This is a genomic window from Pseudoxanthomonas sp. LjRoot206, from assembly GCF_056175725.1.
Genome location: NZ_JBGFFI010000003.1, coordinates 683,223 through 703,110 on the forward strand (window position 1 = coordinate 683,223; position 19,888 = coordinate 703,110).

General features: G+C 67.8%; 18 protein-coding genes. 2 read left to right on the forward strand and 16 right to left on the reverse strand.

Annotated features, from left to right (window positions below):
- Positions 1-26 precede the first annotated feature (26 nt).
- From AC04MD_RS12380 to AC04MD_RS12390, 3 genes are read right to left on the reverse strand one after another with little or no spacing between them, the layout of a single operon-like run.
- Positions 27-1,502, reverse strand: a complete 1,476-nt coding sequence (locus AC04MD_RS12380) for a LutB/LldF family L-lactate oxidation iron-sulfur protein (protein WP_475497554.1) — start codon at positions 1,500-1,502, stop codon at positions 27-29.
- Complete coding sequence (locus AC04MD_RS12385; protein ID WP_475497555.1) at positions 1,499-2,182, reverse strand: LutC/YkgG family protein; 684 nt, start codon at positions 2,180-2,182, stop codon at positions 1,499-1,501. The genes AC04MD_RS12380 and AC04MD_RS12385 overlap by 4 nt, the downstream gene beginning before the upstream one ends.
- Positions 2,179-2,967, reverse strand: a complete 789-nt coding sequence (locus AC04MD_RS12390; RefSeq protein ID WP_475497556.1) for a (Fe-S)-binding protein — start codon at positions 2,965-2,967, stop codon at positions 2,179-2,181. The genes AC04MD_RS12385 and AC04MD_RS12390 overlap by 4 nt, the downstream gene beginning before the upstream one ends.
- 89 nt (positions 2,968-3,056) lie before the next feature.
- Here AC04MD_RS12390 and AC04MD_RS12395 point away from each other — a divergent pair, with 89 nt between their 5' ends.
- Complete coding sequence (locus AC04MD_RS12395; protein WP_475497557.1) at positions 3,057-3,776, forward strand: FadR/GntR family transcriptional regulator; 720 nt, start codon at positions 3,057-3,059, stop codon at positions 3,774-3,776.
- Positions 3,777-4,269: 493 nt separating this feature from the next.
- On the opposite strand, the gene AC04MD_RS12400 is transcribed toward AC04MD_RS12395, so the two are convergent.
- The 8 genes from AC04MD_RS12400 to AC04MD_RS12435 form a co-directional block, all read right to left on the reverse strand.
- Positions 4,270-4,536, reverse strand: a complete 267-nt coding sequence (locus AC04MD_RS12400; RefSeq protein WP_475497558.1) for a hypothetical protein — start codon at positions 4,534-4,536, stop codon at positions 4,270-4,272.
- Positions 4,537-4,608: 72 nt separating this feature from the next.
- A complete protein-coding gene (locus AC04MD_RS12405; protein WP_475497559.1) occupies positions 4,609-5,025 on the reverse strand; it encodes a hypothetical protein in 417 nt (138 codons plus the stop codon).
- Between the two features lie 68 nt (positions 5,026-5,093).
- Positions 5,094-5,573: a hypothetical protein gene (locus tag AC04MD_RS12410; RefSeq protein ID WP_475497560.1), complete on the reverse strand. Its 480-nt coding sequence runs from the start codon at positions 5,571-5,573 to the stop codon at positions 5,094-5,096.
- 10 nt (positions 5,574-5,583) lie between these two features.
- Positions 5,584-5,805: a hypothetical protein gene (locus AC04MD_RS12415; RefSeq protein WP_475497561.1), complete on the reverse strand. Its 222-nt coding sequence runs from the start codon at positions 5,803-5,805 to the stop codon at positions 5,584-5,586.
- A gap of 59 nt (positions 5,806-5,864) precedes the next feature.
- A complete protein-coding gene (locus AC04MD_RS12420; protein ID WP_475497562.1) occupies positions 5,865-6,230 on the reverse strand; it encodes a nuclear transport factor 2 family protein in 366 nt (121 codons plus the stop codon).
- Between the two features lie 235 nt (positions 6,231-6,465).
- Positions 6,466-7,485 (reverse strand): RNA 3'-terminal phosphate cyclase, encoded by a 1,020-nt coding sequence (rtcA, locus tag AC04MD_RS12425; RefSeq protein ID WP_475497563.1) that lies wholly within the window; start codon positions 7,483-7,485, stop codon positions 6,466-6,468.
- A 48-nt stretch (positions 7,486-7,533) separates the two neighbouring features.
- Complete coding sequence (locus tag AC04MD_RS12430) at positions 7,534-8,754, reverse strand: RtcB family protein (RefSeq protein WP_475497564.1); 1,221 nt, start codon at positions 8,752-8,754, stop codon at positions 7,534-7,536.
- Between the two features lie 790 nt (positions 8,755-9,544).
- Positions 9,545-11,101, reverse strand: coding sequence for a vWA domain-containing protein (locus tag AC04MD_RS12435; RefSeq protein ID WP_475497565.1), 1,557 nt, complete (start codon positions 11,099-11,101; stop codon positions 9,545-9,547).
- Between the two features lie 168 nt (positions 11,102-11,269).
- Here AC04MD_RS12435 and rtcR point away from each other — a divergent pair, with 168 nt between their 5' ends.
- Positions 11,270-12,859: an RNA repair transcriptional activator RtcR gene (rtcR, locus tag AC04MD_RS12440; RefSeq protein ID WP_475497566.1), complete on the forward strand. Its 1,590-nt coding sequence runs from the start codon at positions 11,270-11,272 to the stop codon at positions 12,857-12,859.
- A 105-nt stretch (positions 12,860-12,964) separates the two neighbouring features.
- Here rtcR and AC04MD_RS12445 read toward each other — a convergent pair whose 3' ends face one another.
- The 5 genes from AC04MD_RS12445 to AC04MD_RS12465 all read right to left on the reverse strand — a co-directional run bounded on the left by AC04MD_RS12445 (position 12,965) and on the right by AC04MD_RS12465 (position 19,885).
- Positions 12,965-13,540, reverse strand: a complete 576-nt coding sequence (locus AC04MD_RS12445) for a metal-dependent hydrolase (protein ID WP_475497567.1) — start codon at positions 13,538-13,540, stop codon at positions 12,965-12,967.
- A gap of 146 nt (positions 13,541-13,686) precedes the next feature.
- Positions 13,687-15,303, reverse strand: a complete 1,617-nt coding sequence (locus AC04MD_RS12450; protein WP_475497568.1) for a serine hydrolase — start codon at positions 15,301-15,303, stop codon at positions 13,687-13,689.
- On the reverse strand, positions 15,300-16,439 hold the full coding sequence (locus AC04MD_RS12455) for a YkvI family membrane protein (protein ID WP_475497569.1): 1,140 nt from the start codon (positions 16,437-16,439) through the stop codon (positions 15,300-15,302). The genes AC04MD_RS12450 and AC04MD_RS12455 overlap by 4 nt, the downstream gene beginning before the upstream one ends.
- 4 nt (positions 16,440-16,443) lie before the next feature.
- Positions 16,444-17,496: an N-acetyltransferase DgcN family protein gene (locus AC04MD_RS12460; protein WP_475497570.1), complete on the reverse strand. Its 1,053-nt coding sequence runs from the start codon at positions 17,494-17,496 to the stop codon at positions 16,444-16,446.
- Positions 17,497-17,554: 58 nt separating this feature from the next.
- The gene (locus AC04MD_RS12465; RefSeq protein WP_475497571.1) at positions 17,555-19,885 is read right to left on the reverse strand and encodes a TonB-dependent receptor; all 2,331 of its coding nucleotides are present in this window, start codon (positions 19,883-19,885) and stop codon (positions 17,555-17,557) included.
- Positions 19,886-19,888 lie beyond the last annotated feature (3 nt).

Below are 19,888 nucleotides of genomic sequence, written 5' to 3' on the forward strand. Positions count from 1 at the left end.
TCCGCGGTCGTGCGTGTCGTGTTCCCCTACTGCTCCTGCGTGTCGTGCGTCTCGGTGGTGATGCGGCTGCGCGACGTTCGCCATCGTTCGCGCAGCGAGCGCGGCGCGGGCGTCAGCGGCGTACGTGATCGGGTCCAGCCGCCCTGGTGCGCGGGCGTGAGGCCGCGCAGCCGGGAGGCGATCCAGGTGAACAGGCGATAGCGCATCCCGTTGGAATACAGCAACCGCCACGCCTTCCAGGCGATGACCTCAGGGATGCTACGCACTGCACCCTGCCCCTTCAATGCGTCGCGCTGCTGCAGTGCGGGACGATGGTGGCGTCCGGCTTCGCGCAGGTGCATCAGCAGTTCGGGGATGGGGATGCCCACCGGGCAGACATCGCCGCAGGCGCCGCACAGGCTGGACGCGGTCGGCAGGTCGCGGGTCGATTCCAGCCCCAGCAGGTGCGGCGAGATGATCGCGCCGATCGGGCCCGGATAGGTCGTCCCGTACGACAGCCCGCCGATGCGTGCGTAGACCGGGCAGTGGTTCATGCACGCGCCGCAGCGGATGCATTGCAGCGTGGCGCGGAAGCGCTCCTCGGCGAAGGCCTGGCTGCGGCCGTTGTCCAGCAGCACCAGGTGCACTTCGCGCGGCCCGTCCTTCTCGCCCTCGCGGCGCGGCCCGCTGATGACGTTGAGGTAGGTGGTCACGGCCTGGCCGGTGGCCGAGCGCGTCAGCAGGGTGAACAGTGGCGGCACGTGTTCCAGCTTCTCGATGACCTTCTCGATGCCGGTGATCGCGATGTGGACGTCCGGCACCGTGGTCGACAGCCGGCCGTTGCCCTCGTTCTCCACCAGCACCAGCGAGCCGGTCTCGGCGACCATGAAGTTGACGCCGGATACGCCGATCTTCGCCTGGCGGAACTTGTCGCGCAGCGCCACGCGGCCGATCGCGATCAGTTCGTCCACGTCCTCGGTGTAGCCGGCGCCGGGGATGTGCTCGGCGAAGATCTTCGCCACGTCTTCCTTGGTCTTGTGGATCGCCGGCATGATGATGTGGCTGGGCCGGTCGTTGTCGAGCTGCAGGATGTACTCGCCCATGTCGGTCTCGACGCAGGCGATGCCGTGTTCCTGCATGCGATGGTTCAGCTCGATCTCCTCGCTGACCATCGACTTGCCCTTGACCATCATCGTGGCGTCGTGGCGCTTGGCGATCTCGTGGAAAATGCGGTTCGCATCGGCCGCATCCTCGGCCCAGTGCACCTGCACCCCGCGCGCGTGCAGCGCCTGCTCCAGCTGTTCCAGCAAATCCGGCAGCCGCGACAGCGCGCGCTTGCGCAGGTGCTCGCCCAGCGAGCGCAGGCGTTCGAACGCATCGTGCTCGGGGAACTGCGCGGCGCGCTTGTCGGCCAGGTAGTCCATCGCGCCGCGGAAGCCGCGACGGAGCACCGGATCGGCCAGCACCAGGCGCGCGTTGTCCTTGAACGCGACCGGATCGGCGGCGGGCCGCACCGCGCTCATGCCGCGGCCTCCGTGCGCAGCAGCAGGATGACCAGTTCGCGCGGACCGTGCGCGCCGTACACCAGCAGGCGCTGGATGTCGGCGGTCTTCGACGGCCCGGTGACCAGCAGCGCATTGGTGGGCAGGCCCGCCGCCCACTGCCGGTGCCGCATGGCCGCGTACAGCGTGGGCTGCAGGTCTTCTTCGCGCAGCACGGCGATGTGCAGCGGCGGCAGCAGCGACAGCGTGCGCGGCTCGCGCGCGTCCGGCCACAGGATCAGGCTGCCGGTGTCGGCGATGCCGCCCAGCGTGGTGGTGATGCCGGCATCGACGGTGTCGAACAGCACCGGCTTCAGCGTTTCGATGGGCGCGTCGTACCAGTCCAGCGTCACCGCCTGCGTGGCGGCATGCAGGCCATCGATCAGCGCCGTGTCGCGGCCTGCCATCAGCCGGCGCACGCCCTTGTCCGCCAGCACCGCGGAGAGCGCGCTGGGCCACGCGGCAACGTCGGTCTCGATCACCTCGGCACGCCAGCCGCGCGCCTGCGCGATGAAGCGCTCGCGCATCGCGGCCGACGAGGGCATGCCGGCATCGGCGTAGTACGCGGCGACGTCGGGCACCGGCAGTTCGACCGGCGCGGCGGCGCGCAGCCGCGACAGGATCGCGGAGCGCGCGCGCGTGGATGCGGCAGGCAGGCTCATGCGCCGGCGTCCGGTGCGGGCAGGCCCCAGCGCTCGCGCAGGAAGCTGGCGATATGCCGGCCCTGCAGCGGCGCCTCGCGACGCGCCAGCGTGCCGTTGAGGTTGAGCAGGCAACCGCAGTCGCCGCTGACGAAGGCATCGCAGCCGCTCTCGGCCAGCGCATCGGCCTTGTCGCCGGCCATCGCGGCGGAGATGTCGGGCTGCTTGACCGCGAACGTGCCGCCGAAGCCGCAGCATTCGGATTCGTAGGCCTGGATCTTCAGCTCGACGCCGGGCAGCGCTTCCAGCACGCGGCGGCCGCTGGCCAGTGCGCCGGTCTCGCGGCGCGCACTGCACGAGGTGTGCAGGCAGACGGACACCGGATCGTTCGTGGTGGCGACGGGCAGCGGCAGGTCGGTCGCGGCGAGGAAGTCGGAGAACTCCACCACCCGCGCGCCGATATCGCGCACGCGTGCCAGCAGCACAGGGTCGTCGGCGAACAGCCGCGGCCAGTGGTGCCGCATCATCCCCGCGCACGAGCCCGACGGCACCACGATGGGCCAGCGCTGCGGGAACAGGTCCAGCTGCGCGCGCGCGACCTTGCGCGACTCTTCGGGAAAGCCGCTGGTGTAGGCGGGCTGTCCGCAGCAGGTCTGCGCCTCGGGCAGGTGCACGCGGCAGCCGATCCGTTCCAGCACGGCGATCGCGTCCAGGCCGGCGTCGGGCATGAACAGGTCCACCACGCAGGTGGCGAACACGTACACGTCCCGGAGGGGGGAGGGGCCGGCAGGATCTGGCGAGCGCATGGCGGGCGGGTCCGTCTTGTCCGGAACCGAGTCTGTGCCGGCCTCCGGCAGGCGGTATATTGGTCCGACCAATCCGAGCGCAGGCCGCCATGTCCACCCAGGTCGCCCAGGTCACCCGCCACCTCGAACAGGCCATCGCCGACGGGCGCTACGTCGCCGGCCGACGGCTGCCCGCCGAGCGCACCCTCGCCGACCAGTTGCAGGTGTCGCGTGCGACGGCGCGCGAGGCGATCGGCCTGCTGGTCGCGCGCGGCGTGCTGGAGCGCCGGCAGGGCGACGGCACGTATGTGGTCGCCGCGACGGAGCGGCGGATGGCGGAGATCTGGCAGGACATGGCGCGCAACCATCCGATGCTGCAGGCGGATTTGGTGGAGTTCCGCGCGATGCTGGAAGGCCGCACCGCGGAACTGGCGGCGCTGCGGCACGACGACGGGGATCGCGAGCGGCTGCGGTCGGCGCACGCCGCGGTCGATGCGGCCTACAACGGCAGCGACCGCCAGGCGCAGATCCGCAGCGACGTGGCCTTCCACCGCGCGATCGCCGATGCGACCCACAACCCGGTGTTCTCCTATCTCATCGCCTCGCTGCTGGCGCTGCTGCACGACCACGTGCAGGTCAGCCTCGCCGGCCTGTCGCCGCAGTCGCCGGTCTCGCAGCAGCTGCGCCGGCAGCACGACGCCCTGCTCGCCGCCATCCTGCAACGCGACCCCGACCGCGCCCGCCTCGCCGCCGGCGGCCACATGGACTACGTCGCCGTCCAGCTCAACGCCCTGCCCCGCGTGTCGCGGACGGCGGAGGCGTCGGCGTGATCTCACACAGGACGGCGTGAGCGCGGGAAAGAGGGTGGAGAGAGCGGGTCAAAGCCTCTTCAGAGCGGCTTTCCGCGAAACCGGAGCGGGAAAAAGCCGCTCTTGAGCGGCTCGAAGTGAACTCCGAGCGGGTTGGAACGAAACCGGAGCGGGTTGGAGTGAACCGGGAGCGGCTTGAAGCGAACCGGGAGAGGGACGGAAGCCTCAATAGAGCGGCTTTGCACGAACCCAAAGACGGAAAAAGCCGCTTTAAAGAGGTATCCCCGCGAACCTAAAGCGGCAAAAAGTCTCGAGAGAGAGGCTTTGCGCGAACCGGGAGAGGGGATCAAGCCTCTCTGGAGAGGCTTTGAGCGAATCCGGAGAGGGAAAAAGCCGCTCTCCGCTCGGCCGACCTTCGTGCCGACTCGGTCTCTGGCACTGTCGGCTAGAGGCGGCCACCGGGAGAACGTCCGTGTTACGTCAAGTCGCGAAGCCGCTTCCGCATGAATGGGTGTCAGGTGTCGCCACCCGCCACAGGATTCTCGTCGTACCAGGACTCGGAATGAACATCCCGCTTAGCATCAGCGATCAGAGACTCGAGCTGTGAAACGGGAACGCGTACACGTTGACCATCCACAGCAAGTTGAAGAAACAATGTTTCATCCAACTCGTCGGCAACAAATCTGGCAAAGCAGTGCTCATGCCCACCAACCTCGCAGGACAGCTCAAGCTGCATGCCCTCACCATGCAGCGAGGCCCACGTTGTCTTGATCTCTTTCAAAACCTGACGATCTCCCATGACGCCTAATGTCTGACTTAAGCCGACCCGCGCAGCGGATTCTGCGTAAATGAATTACGAGCTTTCAGCCGACTCGCGCCGCTTGCATACCCACCATTCATGGACTTTTTCATTCTCGATATCCTCGCGACGCGCAAAGGCAGGCTTGTGCCTGTAGAAGAATACCTCCGCCAGGATCCTTTCACCGTCCTTGTCGGCCCGAGGCGCCTCACTCAAGGTCAGTTGGTTGCCCAGCAGCAGCCATGTGCCGGTGAACGTGGCCGAGGGAGCACCCAGATGCTCGTGGAGCGTCCGGCTGAATGTACCGTCTGCACGCAGTTCCCATGTCTCGGCCGAGCCACGATGACCCCAGTCGCACACCCCAATCAATTCGTCCGCAGTAAGTGCCCTATCCGGCCCATGAAAGACAGATGTGCATCCGGTCAACGCGGCAACGTATATCCAAAGCAAAAGCCAGAAAATCCGATTCATGAGGCGCAAGCCCAGAATTTGGCCAACACGCGAAGCGGGTTCGGTTCGAGAGAATTTTTGTACACCACCTAGTTACCTCGAACGACGTCGACTGGCTTTGGCGCCAACACATAGCGTTGCATGACCGCCTTGGCCTCGTCGAGACTGAGAACCTTGAGCTGCGATCTCTCCAACGTATCTTCTTCGTTGAACATGGAGCGGAGCAAAAGCGTGCGGTAGACGTCCATGCGCTCCTCCGGCGTTCCGCATCTGGATCGACAGAACGACGTGTAGGCGTTTACCATCCCCTCCCACAGGACCAGATTCCCCTCGGGATCCAGGTCGCGCCTGTACAGATCTACGGCCATTTCATAAGTAATGCCGTCAATGCTCTCGAAGGTGTCCGTCGTGGCGCGAATGCGAGCGAGCAATGCCGGTGGAACCTCATCGTGCCGATAGGATCCGACCTGGATGTCCTTCGGATCCATTTCAACCGCCTGTTGCGAAGGCTGCGAACAGGCCACGAAAGACAGCGCCAGAAGAAAGAGAAGTAGCGTCTTGAGAGCCATGATGTGGTGTCTACACCTGAATTAGGACGATCCGCGCGGCGGTCTGCACGAACATCCACATGGCACCGGTCGTGATGGCGACCGCCACCGCTAACCCCAACAACATGCAAAGAAGCGCTTCCCAAGGTCCAATGCCCGCCGCCCTCAATGCCCTCTCATCCATTGGCACATGCGGCGACATCTGGCGGAAGAAGAGCGCGAACGCTTGTCGGAATGGCAACGGTCGTTGCATCGAAGTCTGGCGCCTGGTTTCAGCCGATCCGCGATGCGGGCTTCGGCTTGGATGAGTTCTCATGCGGCAGTATCCACCTTCGTGCCCTGGTGATAACGCATCTGCCAGGCGCCGTCGCGGCTTACCCACACCGAACTGCGCAACGAGCGGACGGTGTGGCCGTCATGCGTCCTCTCGACGGTATAGGTCACGAGCACGACGTCCGGGGCGAGCACATGAGCCTCCATGGCGGTCGCCAGAAAGCCGACCCCGGTCTCGTGGGGCAGACGCGCCAGCACCTCGTCCTTGCCGAAGGAGCGACCCGTTGCAGCCACCTCCCGGAAGTCGTCCGCAACGAGCCGGGAAAGACGGTCCGCATCGGCGCGTATCGCCGGATCCAGCAGCGCGCGCTCGAGCTCGATCACCTGTTGCCCAAGACTGTCCATGCGTGCGCGGCTCCACGACCTGACGGCCGAACCATTGATACACCGCGATCTTAGGGGGGCCGGGGCCGGCCGAACAAGCCGACGACCATGTCCTATCGATTCAACGCGACCGACCAGCCCACGAACACTATCCGGACGGAGCGACGAGCAGCGTCCATACACGCATTCGGCGCGCTGGGCTGCGTCAACAGGTGGCAGCCGGCAGCGCAAGCATCGGCACCGAATCGCACCTCCGCTATCCCTCCACCGAGACGCGCCACGTCGTTGCGTCCTGTTGCTCCCACGCGATCTCCACCGGCAGGAACTTCTCGATCAGCGCCGCGTTGCTGCGCAAGTGATCGCTCGGCGCGGTCGTGGTGAAGCTGCCCTTCCCGGCGAGCGCCATCGGCAGCAGCAGCTGGTCGCCGAGGTGCTCGTCGATGCAGGCACCGGAATCGAGGTACGCCCGGGCCTCGTCGGCCACGCGCGTGGCGACTGTCTCGGCACTGGTGCCGCGCTCGCCGAAACCGGTGAAGGTCGTCGTGTGGGCCGCGTGCCGCACGCGCAACATCAACGCGTTGCCCGGACCGCGGGGCGGTCGCACCTGGCGCAGATGGCGCGCGTCTTCGTCCAGGCCGAAGCGCGCCTGCAACACAGCGAGCTCCCGCGAGCCGATGTCCGACGAGAGCCCGGACACCAGTGCGGTAGCGTCCATGCGCTCCAACTCGCCGCGATCCTCGAACGCGCATGCGCGCAGCTCGCCGGCTGGTTGCACGATGGCGTTCAGCACCCCGCCGCCGGCCGGATAGAAACCCGGGCTCTCGAGCGAGAGGCCGACCTCGATGCCGAAGTCGCGCAGGCGCGGCACGAAGCTGTCGGCGAGGAAGTCCGCGCTCGGAGCGAGCGGATTGTGGGTGCCGCCCTCCAGGCGAATGCGCGACGGGACGTCCGCGCGCCACAGCGCCGGCAGCACGGTCTGCAGCACGAGCGTGCAGGAGCCGGCGCTGCCCGTCGCGAACGAGTAATCGCCACCGCGGATGGCACCCGGCTCGAAGCGTAGTGACGTAGCGCCCAGCTCGGCGCCGTGCACGCGCGCGCCGCCGACCTGCACGGCCGCGTTGACGGCCGTGAGGTGCTGGCGCATCAGGCCCGGTTTGGAGCGCTTGGCCCGGATGTCCTGCAGCGTGAAGCCGATGCCGGTGCACAGCGAAAGCGATAGCGCGCTGCGCAACAGCTGCCCGCCGCCTTGGGCGCCATCGAGTTCGAGCATCTCCATTTTGTTGAATCTCCAGAAAATCGCGACGCAGCTCGTGCCGCGTCGATGTCAGCCCTTGACGCAGACGACCTGCCTCAGAGTATGCACCACCTCCACCAGATCGCTCTGCGCCGCCATCACCGCCTCGATCGGCTTGTACGCCGCCGGCGACTCGTCGACGACGTCCGCATCCTTGCGGCACTCCACGTGCGCCGTCGCCTTGGCATGGTCCTCGACGCTGATGCGACGCTTGGCTTCGGTGCGGCTCATGACACGGCCCGCGCCGTGGCTGCAGGAGTTGAAACTGTCCGGATTGCCGAGGCCTCGCACGATGAAGCTCTTCGCACCCATGCTGCCCGGGATGATGCCCAGCTCGCCCTTGCGCGCACTCACTGCGCCCTTGCGGGTCACGAACACGTCCTTGCCGAAGTGATGCTCGCGCTGCACGTAGTTGTGGTGGCAGTTCACCGCCTCGGCCTGCGCCTCGAACGGCTTCGCGATCACCTTTCGGGCCGCTTCGACCACGTTCTTCATCATGATCTCCCGATTCACGCGCGCGAAGCGCTGCGCCCAGTCCACCGCGAACACGTAGTCGGCATAGTGCTCGCTGCCCTCCGGCAGGTACGCGAGGTCCTGGTCCGGCAGGTTGATCATCCAGCGGCGCATGTCCTGCTTGGCGAGCTCGATGAAATGCGTGCCGATCGCGTTGCCGACGCCTCGCGAGCCGGAGTGCAGCATGAACCACACGCGCTGCTCCTCGTCCAGGCAGACCTCGACGAAATGGTTGCCCGTGCCGAGCGTTCCCAGGTGGTTGAGGTTGTTCGTCCTCGCGAGCTTCGGATGGCGCGCCTTGATGCGCTCGAAGTCGCGCTCGAGCTGCGCCCAGCCCTCGATCGCGAGCGCCGGGGGGTGCTCCCAGGCGCCCTTGTCGCGCGGGCCGACCGTGCGGCCATGCGGTACGGCCTGCTCGATGGCACTGCGCAGCGGCGCGAGATCGTCGGGCAGGTCGGACGCGGTCAGCGTGGTCCGCGCCGCGATCATGCCGCAACCGATGTCGACGCCGACCGCCGCAGGCACGATCGCGCCGATGGTCGGAACCACCGAACCCACCGTCGCGCCCTTGCCGAGGTGCACATCGGGCATCACCGACACCCACTTGTGGATGAAGGGCAGCTTCGCGATGTTGACAAGCTGCTTGCGCGCCTCGTCCTCCAGCGGCACGCCGCGGGTCCACAGCTTGATCGGCGCGGCGCCGGGCTCGTTGATGATGTCGTAGCTCTGGTGGGTCATTGGAAGTTCTCGTTCTTGAGCGATGCTGGGCGCAGGAGCCGGCGACCAGGTCGAGGCCAGACGGTTGACTGTAGTCCGGCCGGCATCCGCCGGCTCCTGCGCGCACCACCGCCGAAGCGGTCGGGGAAGATGGGACGGTGACGAGGGTGCCGGAACGCTCTGCCTTGCGGCAGTGGGAATTGAACCCAACCCCTTTCGGGGGAACCAGTGTAGTTCCGGCGGCATTCACCGTTTGAAACCAAAACCGTGCCGGGCACGACGAAAGTGAAGGAACGTATTTTCGCGCTCTGCCTGCTGAGCTACCGCCCCACATGACTGGGCGGGCGGGATTCGAACCCGCGACCTCGACCGTGAAAGGGTGTAGTTCCTGTCGGCATTCGTGTCCGACTCGGCGAAACGTCATGTCTCCTGTTGCTATTTGAAGTCCGGCGCCGCTGCCGACGAAGGTGATGGAACGTGGTCGTCTGCTCTAACCGCTGAGCTACGGTCTCGCGACCGGCGGGAATCGAACCCGCGACCTGGCGATGCTGTAGTTCCACCGGCATTCGGCGGCGATGCCGGGTACCGTATGTGCCGTTGCCGCTACGCGACGAGAGTTGTCGGAACGTCCTGCTCTCCCACTGAGCTACCGCTCCGTCGAATGGAGCGGGCGGGATTCGAACCCGCGACCTGGTCATTATGAGTGATGTAGTTCCGACGGCATTCGCGTACCGCCAACGTCATTCGAATTCTCCTGAAACCTTACTGCCGAAGCCCGACCGCCCCATTGCGGCCGGGCAACTCCATCCCATCACAGTTCCATGCACGCGATCTTCTCGACCCAGCGCGGGCTGTTGGCGCGCTGCGCCGCGAACACCGCGAGCAGGTCGAATACCGCGTCGCTGAAGCCGCCGACGTGGATCACGTCCTCCCGCTCGACCAGTTGGCTCGTCGCCGCCGGCTGCAGGTCGATGCAGACCAGCTTCGCCTGCGGGCAGCGCGCCTTGATCTTCGCCCACTGGCGCATCGTCTCGGTCGCACCGCTCGTGCGGGTATCGCGCCAGCTCTCGTTGTCGGACACGATCACGAGCAGGTCGACCCGGGCGCCCTCCCGGTTCAGCCGTGCCAGCGGCGAGCTGATCGAGGTGCCGCCGCCACACAACGTCGCGAGCTGCTTCGCCTGCGTCATCACGCTGTCGCGCGGGTTCAACCGCAACTCGCGCACCTCGGTGTCGAACGGCATCACCCGGGCGCCCGGGTTGGTGCGCTGCACGCACGCGGCCACCAGCGCCGCGACGTCCACGCAACGCACGGCCGTGGTCGCACCCTTGCGGTAACCGGTCACCGGCGAGCCCATCGAGCCCGACACGTCGACCGCCACCACGACGTTGCCGTCGAGCTTCGGCACCTGCCGGGTCGCGACTTCCATCGCGTCCTGCAGGGCCTCACGAATCGCAGCCGGTACCTCGCCACCTCCTGAAGCCGCGTATGCCATCAGCAACTGGTACGGGAACACGCGCGCCTTGGCGATCTTCGCCGGGTCGCGCAGCGTCGCCGCCAGCGCCTTCACCGTCGCACCGTCCTCGAACACGTCGTTGCGGGCGAACGTGTTGAGATTCTGGCGCAACGTCTGCCATGAGGCATTGCGGGCCAGCACGCGCCACTGGTCCGCCGACAGGCGCAGCGACGTGTAGTACTGGAACGGCAGGTCCGGCAGCTCGCCGACCGGCGCGCGCTTGAACGCCTCGTAGGCCTGCAGCTTGGCGGGCAACGCGGCCACGTCGTACGGCTTGCCGACGACCCAGGCGTAGAGCGCGCGGCGCGCGGCGTCCGCCGGCTTCGGGTGGACCATGCGGATCACGTCGGCCAGCGACGGCTGGTTGCCGATCGCGGCCTGCACGATCGCGTCGACCGACGCGCCCTCCAGCCACTGGCGCACGAGGCGCTTCGGCAACGAGCCCAGCGACTTGCGGCCCACGACGCCGCTGCGGACGATCTGCACGAAGTTGCGCAGCATGCGGCCGTTGTCCACCACGAGCGGGAAGGCCTTGGCCAGCAACTCGCCGTCGCGGGTGCTCAGCGTCGCCAGCAACAGCGCCGGCATGTCCTTCATGTGCGCGACCTTGCGGGCGTACACGGCGGTACGGGCCACGAAGGCCGGATCGCACTGCGACGCCAGGGTGAGCGCCTGGTCGAGCTGCTCGCCGGCGGACGCATAGAAGGTGCCGTTGAGGCAACCGGTCGCCGCGTAGAGGGCGAGCGCCGACTCCGGGGTGCGGGTGTAGGCGAGGCCACCCGCCTCGTTGCGGGCGGTGGCGCTCGGCAAGAAGGCGCCGCGGAGAGACGTGAAGAGGCTCGTGTTGGCCATGGGGCATTCCTCGGTGGATTGGGGGACGACTCCCATAGAGCAATGGCCGTGCCAATCCCCATCACCTCCACCTATCTCATTGATGTTAATGACAAAGGATCCTCGTCGCAGCGACATCTGCTATTAATATATGTATATTTGAAGCGCGTTTATTATCGGAATGGATATATGGCTCGCCGCCAAGTGATCCTCGGCATGTTCGGCACCCAGCTCGACTCGGGGAGCGGCCCGGGCCGCTGGGAGAAGTGGCGCCCTACCGTCGCGCTCGGCATGCACGAGCACTGGCAGGTCGACCGGATCGAGCTCCTGGTCGACGAGGCGAAGTTCGGCAAGCAGGCCGACGTCGCCGTCGCCGACCTCGCGCAGGTGTCTCCGGAGACGCAGGTGCGCCGCCACGACCTCGCGCTCGCGGACCCCTGGGATTTCGAGGCGGTGTACGGCGCGCTGCACGACTTCCTGCGCGACTACGCCTTCGACCCGGAGGAAGAGGACTACTTTGTCCACATCACCACCGGCACGCACGTCACCCAGATCTGCTGGTTCGCGCTGACGGAGAGCCGGCACTTCCCTGGCAAGCTGCTGCAGACCTCGCCGCCGCGCACCCAGTCCGGCGGCAACCCCGGCAGCTTCGCCTTCATCGACCTCGACCTTTCGCGCTACGACCGCATCGCGCAGCGTTTCGCCCAGCGCAAGCTCGCCGACCGCGAGCTGCTCAAGAGCGGCATCGCCACGCGCAACGCCGAGTTCAACCGGATGATCGAGCAGATCGAGACCGTGGCCACGCGCTCGAAGGCGCCGATGCTGCTGATGGGTCCAACCGGCGCGGGCAAGAGCCAGCTGGCCCGGCGCCTGTTCGAGCTGAAGTCGACGCGGCACCAACTGTCGGGCCGCTTCGTCGAGGTCAACTGCGCCACGCTGCGCGGCGATGGCGCGATGAGCACGTTGTTCGGCCACACGAAGGGCGCCTACACCGGCGCCGTCGGCGATCGCGCCGGCCTGCTGCGCTCGGCGCACCAGGGCATGCTGTTCCTCGACGAGATCGGTGAGCTGGGCCTGGACGAGCAGGCGATGCTGTTGCGAGCGCTCGAGGAAAAGCGCTTCCTGCCCGTGGGCAGCGACAAGGAAGTCGAGAGCGATTTCCAGCTTATCGCCGGCACCAACCGCGATCTCGACCTCGCGGTCGCCGCTGGAAGGTTCCGCGACGACCTGCTCGCGCGCCTGAATCTGTGGACCTACCGCTTGCCTGGCCTTGCCGAGCGGCGCGAGGACATCGAGCCCAATCTCGACTTCGAGTTGGAACGCTGGTCGCGCGAGCAGCACCAGCGCGTGTCGTTCAACCGCGAGGCGCGGGTGAAGTACCTAGCGTTCGCCGCCGGGCCCGAGGCGCGCTGGGCCGGCAATTTCCGCGACCTCGGCGCCTCGGTGCAGCGCCTGGCCACGCTCGCCGAGGCCGGGCGCATCCAGGTGACGCAGGTCGACGAGGAGATCGCGCGCCTGCGGCGGCAATGGCAGGGAGGCGCCACCCCGAGCCGACTTGAAGCACTGCTGGGTGATCGCTACACCGCGCTCGACCGCTTCGATCGCGTGCAGCTCGAAGACGTGGTGGCGCTGTGCGCGCGCTGCAAGTCGATGTCGCAGGCCGGACGCGAGCTGTTCGCGGTGTCGCGCAGCCAGCGCGCGAGCACCAACGACGCCGACCGCCTGCGCAAGTACCTGGCGCGCTTCGGGCTGGACTGGGAAACAGTGCGCGCGGCCTGACGTCGTCGAGTCGTTCTTTCGCTTGACTGTCGGAGACGAAGCTTCCAGCGCTGGCTGACTGCGCTGGGTCGAAAGCGCGCATCCGTTGCACGCGACCACCACAATCTACCGACTCAACGCGACCGACCACCCTGCGAACACCAGCCAGACCGGAGCGACGAACAGTGCCCACGTAAGCACGCGGCGTGCGGGACAGCCTCGACAGAAGGCAATCAGCAGCGCGGACACCGGCAGCAGCACGCCCAGCTCGATCAGCAGGTTCCTCCACAGGTAGACGTTGCCGAACGCCAGCGCGCCGGCGCTGGGCAGTACGCCGATGGGGGTGGTGACGCCCGCATCCAACGGCCAGAACAACGGCACGGGATGCGCGCCCACCAGGAAGTCGAGCAATGCGTGCGACACGCCGGCAGCGAGCAGAAGGCCGAACGGCAGACGTGCCCGTCCCTTGTCTTCCGTCATGCGATGGACGATCGCCACCGCCGCCAGCGCAACGACCAGGCTGTGGCTGATGCGCGGATTCGCGGCGTAACCGAACCACCAGACCGCCAGGTAGTCCAGGTCCGGCGCCATGGCGACGCCGACGAAGGGGATCGCCGCCCAGCGCGGTAGCGGGTGTTTCCCGCCACGGCAACAGCGATACGCCGTGAAGCCTGCGAGGGCGTGACCGAGAAAGGAACTCATGGACGAGGGCGATGGTGGCCAGTCGCCAGCATCCGCGCCGCGCGTGGGAGCACCATGGCACGACGGTGTCGCGGGCGTGAAGTGCCATCTTCAAGACGGCGCTCCATACGGAGCGCAGACAACGACCGCGAACGTCGTCTGCTTCCCTACTCCGACGGCGACGGCCCGGCACTGCGCGCGACCGGCAGGAACTCCAGGTCCGCGTAGTCGTAGCTGAAATCGGCCAGCGGCGAGGCTGGCTTCATGGTGAACCGGGCGATGCGGCCGTCTGCGTCCAGCACGAAGGTCGCGTAGGCGGGCTCGATGGACGCGTCGTCCCAGTCGACCCGGAACGTGTCGTACTGCCAGTGGCTCAGCGCGCCGGCCATGTTGGGCGTCTGCCTGAAGTCGAGGCGCAGCTTGCCGCCACGCTCGGTGATCGACACCGGGCCGTACCACGCATCCCGGTAATCGCCAGCATAGCCGGCCGCCTTCAGCGACGGCCGCGATGCGGTGTTGCGCGCGGGACCCGTCGCGCCCTTCAGCGCTTCCAGTCCGCCGGCCAGGCGCTCGCGGTTCCAGGTGGAGAACGCACCGACCCAGTCGCGTGCTTCGAAACCCAGGTAATGATCGAGCAGTTCGTAGCCCAGGCCGCGCATCACCTCGACGTCCTCCGCATTGATCTGCAGCGCGATGCCGAGGTTGCGCTCCGGCACCAGCACCACGAAGGCGAGCACGCCGAACACCGCGCCGCCGTGTTGCACGACCTTGACGCCGCGGTAGTCCTGCACGTTCCAGCCCAGCCCGTAGCCGGAGAACTGCGGCGTCATGTCGGCGATCGGCGCGGGGAATTGGCGGATCGGGATGGTCACCTGCGGCGTCCACATGGCGCGCGCGGAGGCTTCGCTGTAGATCCGTCCCTTGCCGTCCGGCAGCGCGCCGAGCGCGAGCTGCGCCTGCATCCAGCGCGCGAAATCCTTCGCGCTCCACGACAGGCCACCGGCCGGCGCACCGACCTGCCCCAGGCCTTCGCGTTCGGGCAGCACCTGCTGCGGACCGAGCCCGCGCAGGCGCGCGTCGAGTCGCGCATGCGGCTGCACGCGGTTCGGATTGGCGAAACGGTCGTTCTCGTCGCTGACGGCGGTGGTCATGCCGAGCGGCTGGAAGATGCGCGTGCGCACGAAGTCTTCCCACGGCTGCCCGCTGACCTGGGTCACCAGTTCGCCGGCGACGATGTAGAGGATATTGTCGTAGGCATAGCCGCTGCGGAAGCTGGTGGCGGGCTTGATGTGCCGAAGCGCGCGCACGATGTCGGCGCGGCTGCGCGACGTGCGCGGAATGAACAGCAGGTCGCCTGCCCCGAGGCCGAGGCCACTGCGATGCAGCAGCAGGTCGGCGACGGTCATCTCGCGCGTGACCCAGGCGTCGTACATGCGGAAATCCGGCAGGTGGTCGGCCACCTTGTCGTCCCACGACAGCTTGCCGTCGTCGATCAGGATGGCGAGCGCCGCGGCGGTGACCGCCTTGCCGGTCGACCCGGTGGGGAAGATCGTGTCCGCATCCACCGGCTCGCTGCCGCCCAGCCGGCGCACGCCGTAGCCCTTCGCGTGCACGATCTGACCGTCCTTGACGATGGAGATCGCCATGCCCGGCACGTCACGCGAGCGCATGACCTGCTCGACCCGTGCGTCGAAGCCGTCCGGCACCTGGGCACGGACCGGTGTCGCGACACACAACAACGCGACCGCGATGGCGGCAAGGACAGTCTTCAGGGACAGGTTCATCCACGATCTCCGGACAAGGTGGGCGCCGATATGGCCAGCGCAGCGGGACCGCGCCACAGCCGCCAGACCCCGACGGTCAGCAACGGCAGGACATAGACCGCCAGGAACAGATAGGCCAGGCCGCGATAGCCCTGGGCGATCAGCGCCACCAGGCCGACGCGGTCGGCGATGAAGATCGAACCGACCAGCAGGACACTGGCGATCACCAGGCGCACGCGCTTGCCGACGGTGGCGCGACCGCGGCTGCGCCACGCATGGGCGATGCGTTCGTTGCACGCATGCACGACGGCGGTGCCGCTCTCCAGCAGCGCGCTGAAGATCATCAGCTGGAACAGCACATGGAAGACCGGCATCTGCAACTGGCGCAGGATGAAGTCCGACGGCAAGGCCTCGTCGCCGATCTGCGGATACCACGCCAGCATGCACAGGAAGAACAACAGGCCCGGCAGCATCGCCAGCGGTCCGGACAGCACACCGGCGACGACGGCATCACGGCGGCTGAGGAAGTGGCGCACCAGCGGCAACACGATCACCGCGCCGACGATGTTGTAGCCGGCGTAGGTCAGCCCTCCCTGCAGCCAGCCCGTCGTCGGCTGCGGTGTCGACAGGGTGGCGAGCGCCTGCTCGCCGAAGCCGGCCAGTACGATCAGCACGAACACGGCGTAGATGCCGTACAGGAACACCGACACCCACTTGAACAGTGCCTCGACGAGGTCGTTGCCATAGGCGGCGAACACGCCGATCCCCGCCATCAGCAGCAGCGTGCCGACCAGCTTCGGCCAGCCCAGCATCGCGGCGAAGATCTCGCCGGCCGCCGCGCCGAACACGGCGAGGATCAGCACCATGAAGACCAGATAGGCCAGTTCGAACACGAAGGCGAAGCGGCCGAGCAGCACGGCGAAGAAACTGCGGTAGTCGACGCTGCGCACGGCGAAGGCCAGCGCGAACGTCAGCGCGCAGACCAGGCTCCAGCACGCCATCGCCACCAGGATCGCCAGCATGCCGCCCTGCGGCCCGCTGGGGATGAAGTACTCCGCCAGTTCGCGGCCGGTCGCGTAGCCGCCGCCGATCACTGCCGCCTTGAACGCGAGGCCGGGCAGTATCCAGCGCTGGAACGGCGTGGGCGTGGCGCTCATCGGCTCAGCGCCCGCCGCGCGCGAGGCAGGCGTCGACGAGCGCGGTGAACGCGTCGCCGCCGCGGATCGGATCGGCGACCGGCACGCCGAGGCGATCCGCCATGGATGCCAGCTGCCGGGTCGCCTCGTCCGCGTCCAGCCGGGCGGTATTGACGCTGACGCCGGCGCAGCGGATGGCGGGATTGGTGCGCGCGCCCAGCGTCAGCGCGAGCGCGATCGTGTCCTCGACCGACGGCAGCGGATAATGCGGATAGCCGAGCACGCGCTCGCGGCCGTATTCGTGGCAGACCACGACCACGTCCGGCTGGCTGCCGTGCAGCAGCGCCAGCGACACGCCGGCATAGGCCGGATGCGACAGCGAGCCCTGCCCTTCGATGACGTCCCAGTGTGCGGCGTCCGCATCGGGCGACAGCGTTTCCGCGGCACCGGCCGCGAAATCCGCGACCACCGCATCCATCGGTACACCGGCGCCGGCGATCAGGATGCCGGTCTGGCCGGTGGCGCGGAAATCGGCATCGACGCCGCGCGCACGGAACGCGCGCGTGAGCGCCAGCGCGGTGTACTTCTTGCCGAGCGCGCAGTCGGTGCCGACCGTCAGCAGGCGGTTGCCGGTGCGCTTGGCGCCGGTGGCGACGGGGAGATGGGCCGGCGGTTCGCGCACGTCGATCAACTGCCGTCCGAGCGCTCGCGCCGCGTTGCGCAGCGGTTCGATGCCCGACAGGCGCATGTGCATGCCGCCGATCAGGTCCAGGCCCGCTTCCAGCGCCTGGATCAGCAGCGGGATCCACGCGGGCGGAATGCGTCCGCCCGGGTTGGCGACGCCGATGACCATCGCGCGTGCGCCCGCCTGCCGTGCCTGCGCCGGTGACAGGAACGGCAACCCGGTGGTGACCTGCGCGGTATCGCAGGCGAATTCCCCCACGCAGCGGTCGCGCGCCCAGTCGCGCAGGCCGAACGCGGTCTTCGCATAGCTGGGCTCCACCGTATCGCCGAGGAACAGCAGGTACGGTTGCGGGAGCCTGTCGACGTCGAGCGGCGACGGAACGGCGGTCTGCATGCGCGGTGCCCGGATCCGGAGGGAGACGACGCCACCCGCTCGCGCGAGCGGCGCGCGGTCAGAAGCGGAAATCGATCTCGAGGCCGAAGGCGCGCGGCTGGATCGGCACGCCCGCCAGGTGCGAGCGCGCACCGGACAGCGCGCCATCCATCGGCGCCAGCGTCGACCATGCCTGCTCGCCGGTGACGTTGTTGGCGTAGGCGCGCAGTTCCCAATTGCCCTTGCCGATGCCGGCGTACAGGTCGAGGGCCCGGTAGCTGTCGAGTTCCAGCGGCATGGTGATCTCGTCCGGCAGCAGCAGCGTGTCGGGATCGCCCGCCGCGGTGACGCGCTGGCGTTCGGTGGTGTCGTTGAGGCGCTTGCCCACCCAGCGCAGTGCGGCGCCGACCTGCCCGTTGAGGCCGCCCGCGGTGGAGAACGCGTATTCGGCGGTCGCCGTCCACGACAGCTTCGGCGAGTACGGCATGCGGTCGCCGGCGAGGCCGGTCCACAGGATGACGTCGAACGCGCCCTGCGGGATCACCGTCGGTTCGAAATCGTTCTTGATGCTGGCGTCGGTGTACGCCGCGTTCAAACCCAGCATCAGGGCATCGGTGACGCGGAACTGCGACGACAGTTCGAGGCCTTCGCTGGTCGCCTCGCCACCGTTGACCAGGCCGCCGATGCCATTGAACGACGACGCCACCTGGATGTCTTCCCAGTCGATGCGGAACGCGGACACGTCCAGCGTGACGCGGCGGTCGGCGAACTGCGACTTCAGGCCGATCTCGTAGCTGTCGAGCATCGACGAGTCGACCTGCGGCGGGATGCCGACCAGTGCGACGTTCGGCCCGCCCGGCTGGTAGCCGGTGGCCACGCGCGCGTAGACCATGACGTCGTCCGAGAACTTGTACTGCGGGCTGATGCTCCAGGTGAAGACGTCCTCGCTGGATTCGCCGGGCGTGTCGGCGATCGGCGCGAGGATGCCGGTGGGTACGTTCTGGCTGAACCACTGGTCGTTGCGCGCCTGGCGCAGGCCAGCGTCGATCTTGAAGCGCTCGCCGAACCGCCACGAACCGTTGGCGAACAGCGCGTACTCCTTGTAGGTGCTGGGCAGGTTGATGATCGCCAGCGTGCCGAACATGTCGTCGTACGGCGCAGGCAACGCCGTGCCGTCGCGCTGGCCCAGCCAGGCGAACTGGCTCTGCAGCGCATCCTCCTTGGTGTAGAACGCGCCGACCATCCACTCGAACGTCCCGCCGCCCTTCGACTGCAGGCGGAACTCCTGCGTGACCTTGTCCAGGTCGAAGCTGTAGCGCACGAACGAGCTGCCGGGCTCCGGCAGGCCGAGCAGCAGGTCGGCCACCTCGCCGAACTGCACCGTGGCGTCGATCTGGTCGACGGTGTCGGTCTGCGACCAGCCGGTCGCGGAGATCACGTTGCCCCAGCCCAGGTCCCAGTCGAAGCTGAGCGACGCCAGGGTCAGTTCCTTCGAGAACGGCCGCGGCTGCCAGGCGAGATCGTCGTCATCGCCGAACAGAGGCTGCTGCGTATCGGGATCCAGCGCCACGCCGGCACGGTCGTCGCTGCGGATGCGCTGGTGCAGCACACCGAGGTCCATGTCGACCGCATCGCCGTCCCAGGACAGCGCTGCGCGCGCGCCGAGCTGGCTGCCGCCGTTGATGTCTTCGCGACCATCGACCGCGTTGTCCGTGAAGCCGGCGATCTCGTTGCGCGCGAAGCTCATGCGCAGGCCGAGCCGCTCGTCCTTCAGCGGCAGGCTGGCACCGAAGCGCAGGTTCAGCGCCTGGTCGCCGCCCTGCACGCTGCGCATGCCGACGCCGACGCGCGCCTCGGTCGTGGACAGGTCGGGTTCGCGGGTCACGTACTTGAGCAGGCCGCCGATCGCGCCGGCGCCGTACAGCGTGCCCTGCGGCCCGCGCAGCACCTCGACGCGGCTGATGTCGTAGGGCAGCAGGTCGAGCATCAGCGTGCTCGCGCCCTGGTAGATGCCGCTGGAGCCGACCGGCACTTCGTCGATGTAGGTTGACACGGTGGCGCCGGAGGACAGCGCGGCGATACCGCGCAGCGAGACGCGCGTGAGGCCCGGACTGCCGTCGTTCTGCACCTGCAGGCCGGGAATGAAGGCGGCGTAGTCGGACAGCGACACCGCGCCGATGTTCTCGAGTTGCCGCTCGCCGATCACGCTGATCGAGGCGCCGACGTCGCGGACGTTCTCCACGCGCTTGTTGGCGGTAACGACGACCGTGTCCAGGTTCGTCGCGGAGGCGTCGTCCGGTTGCACGACCTCCTGCGCCAGCGCGGGCGTGGTGCAGCAGGCGAGTGCGCCGGCGATCGCCAGGGAGAGTTGCTTGCGGTACCACGGCCGTGCGGACTGGAACTGGGTCATGCC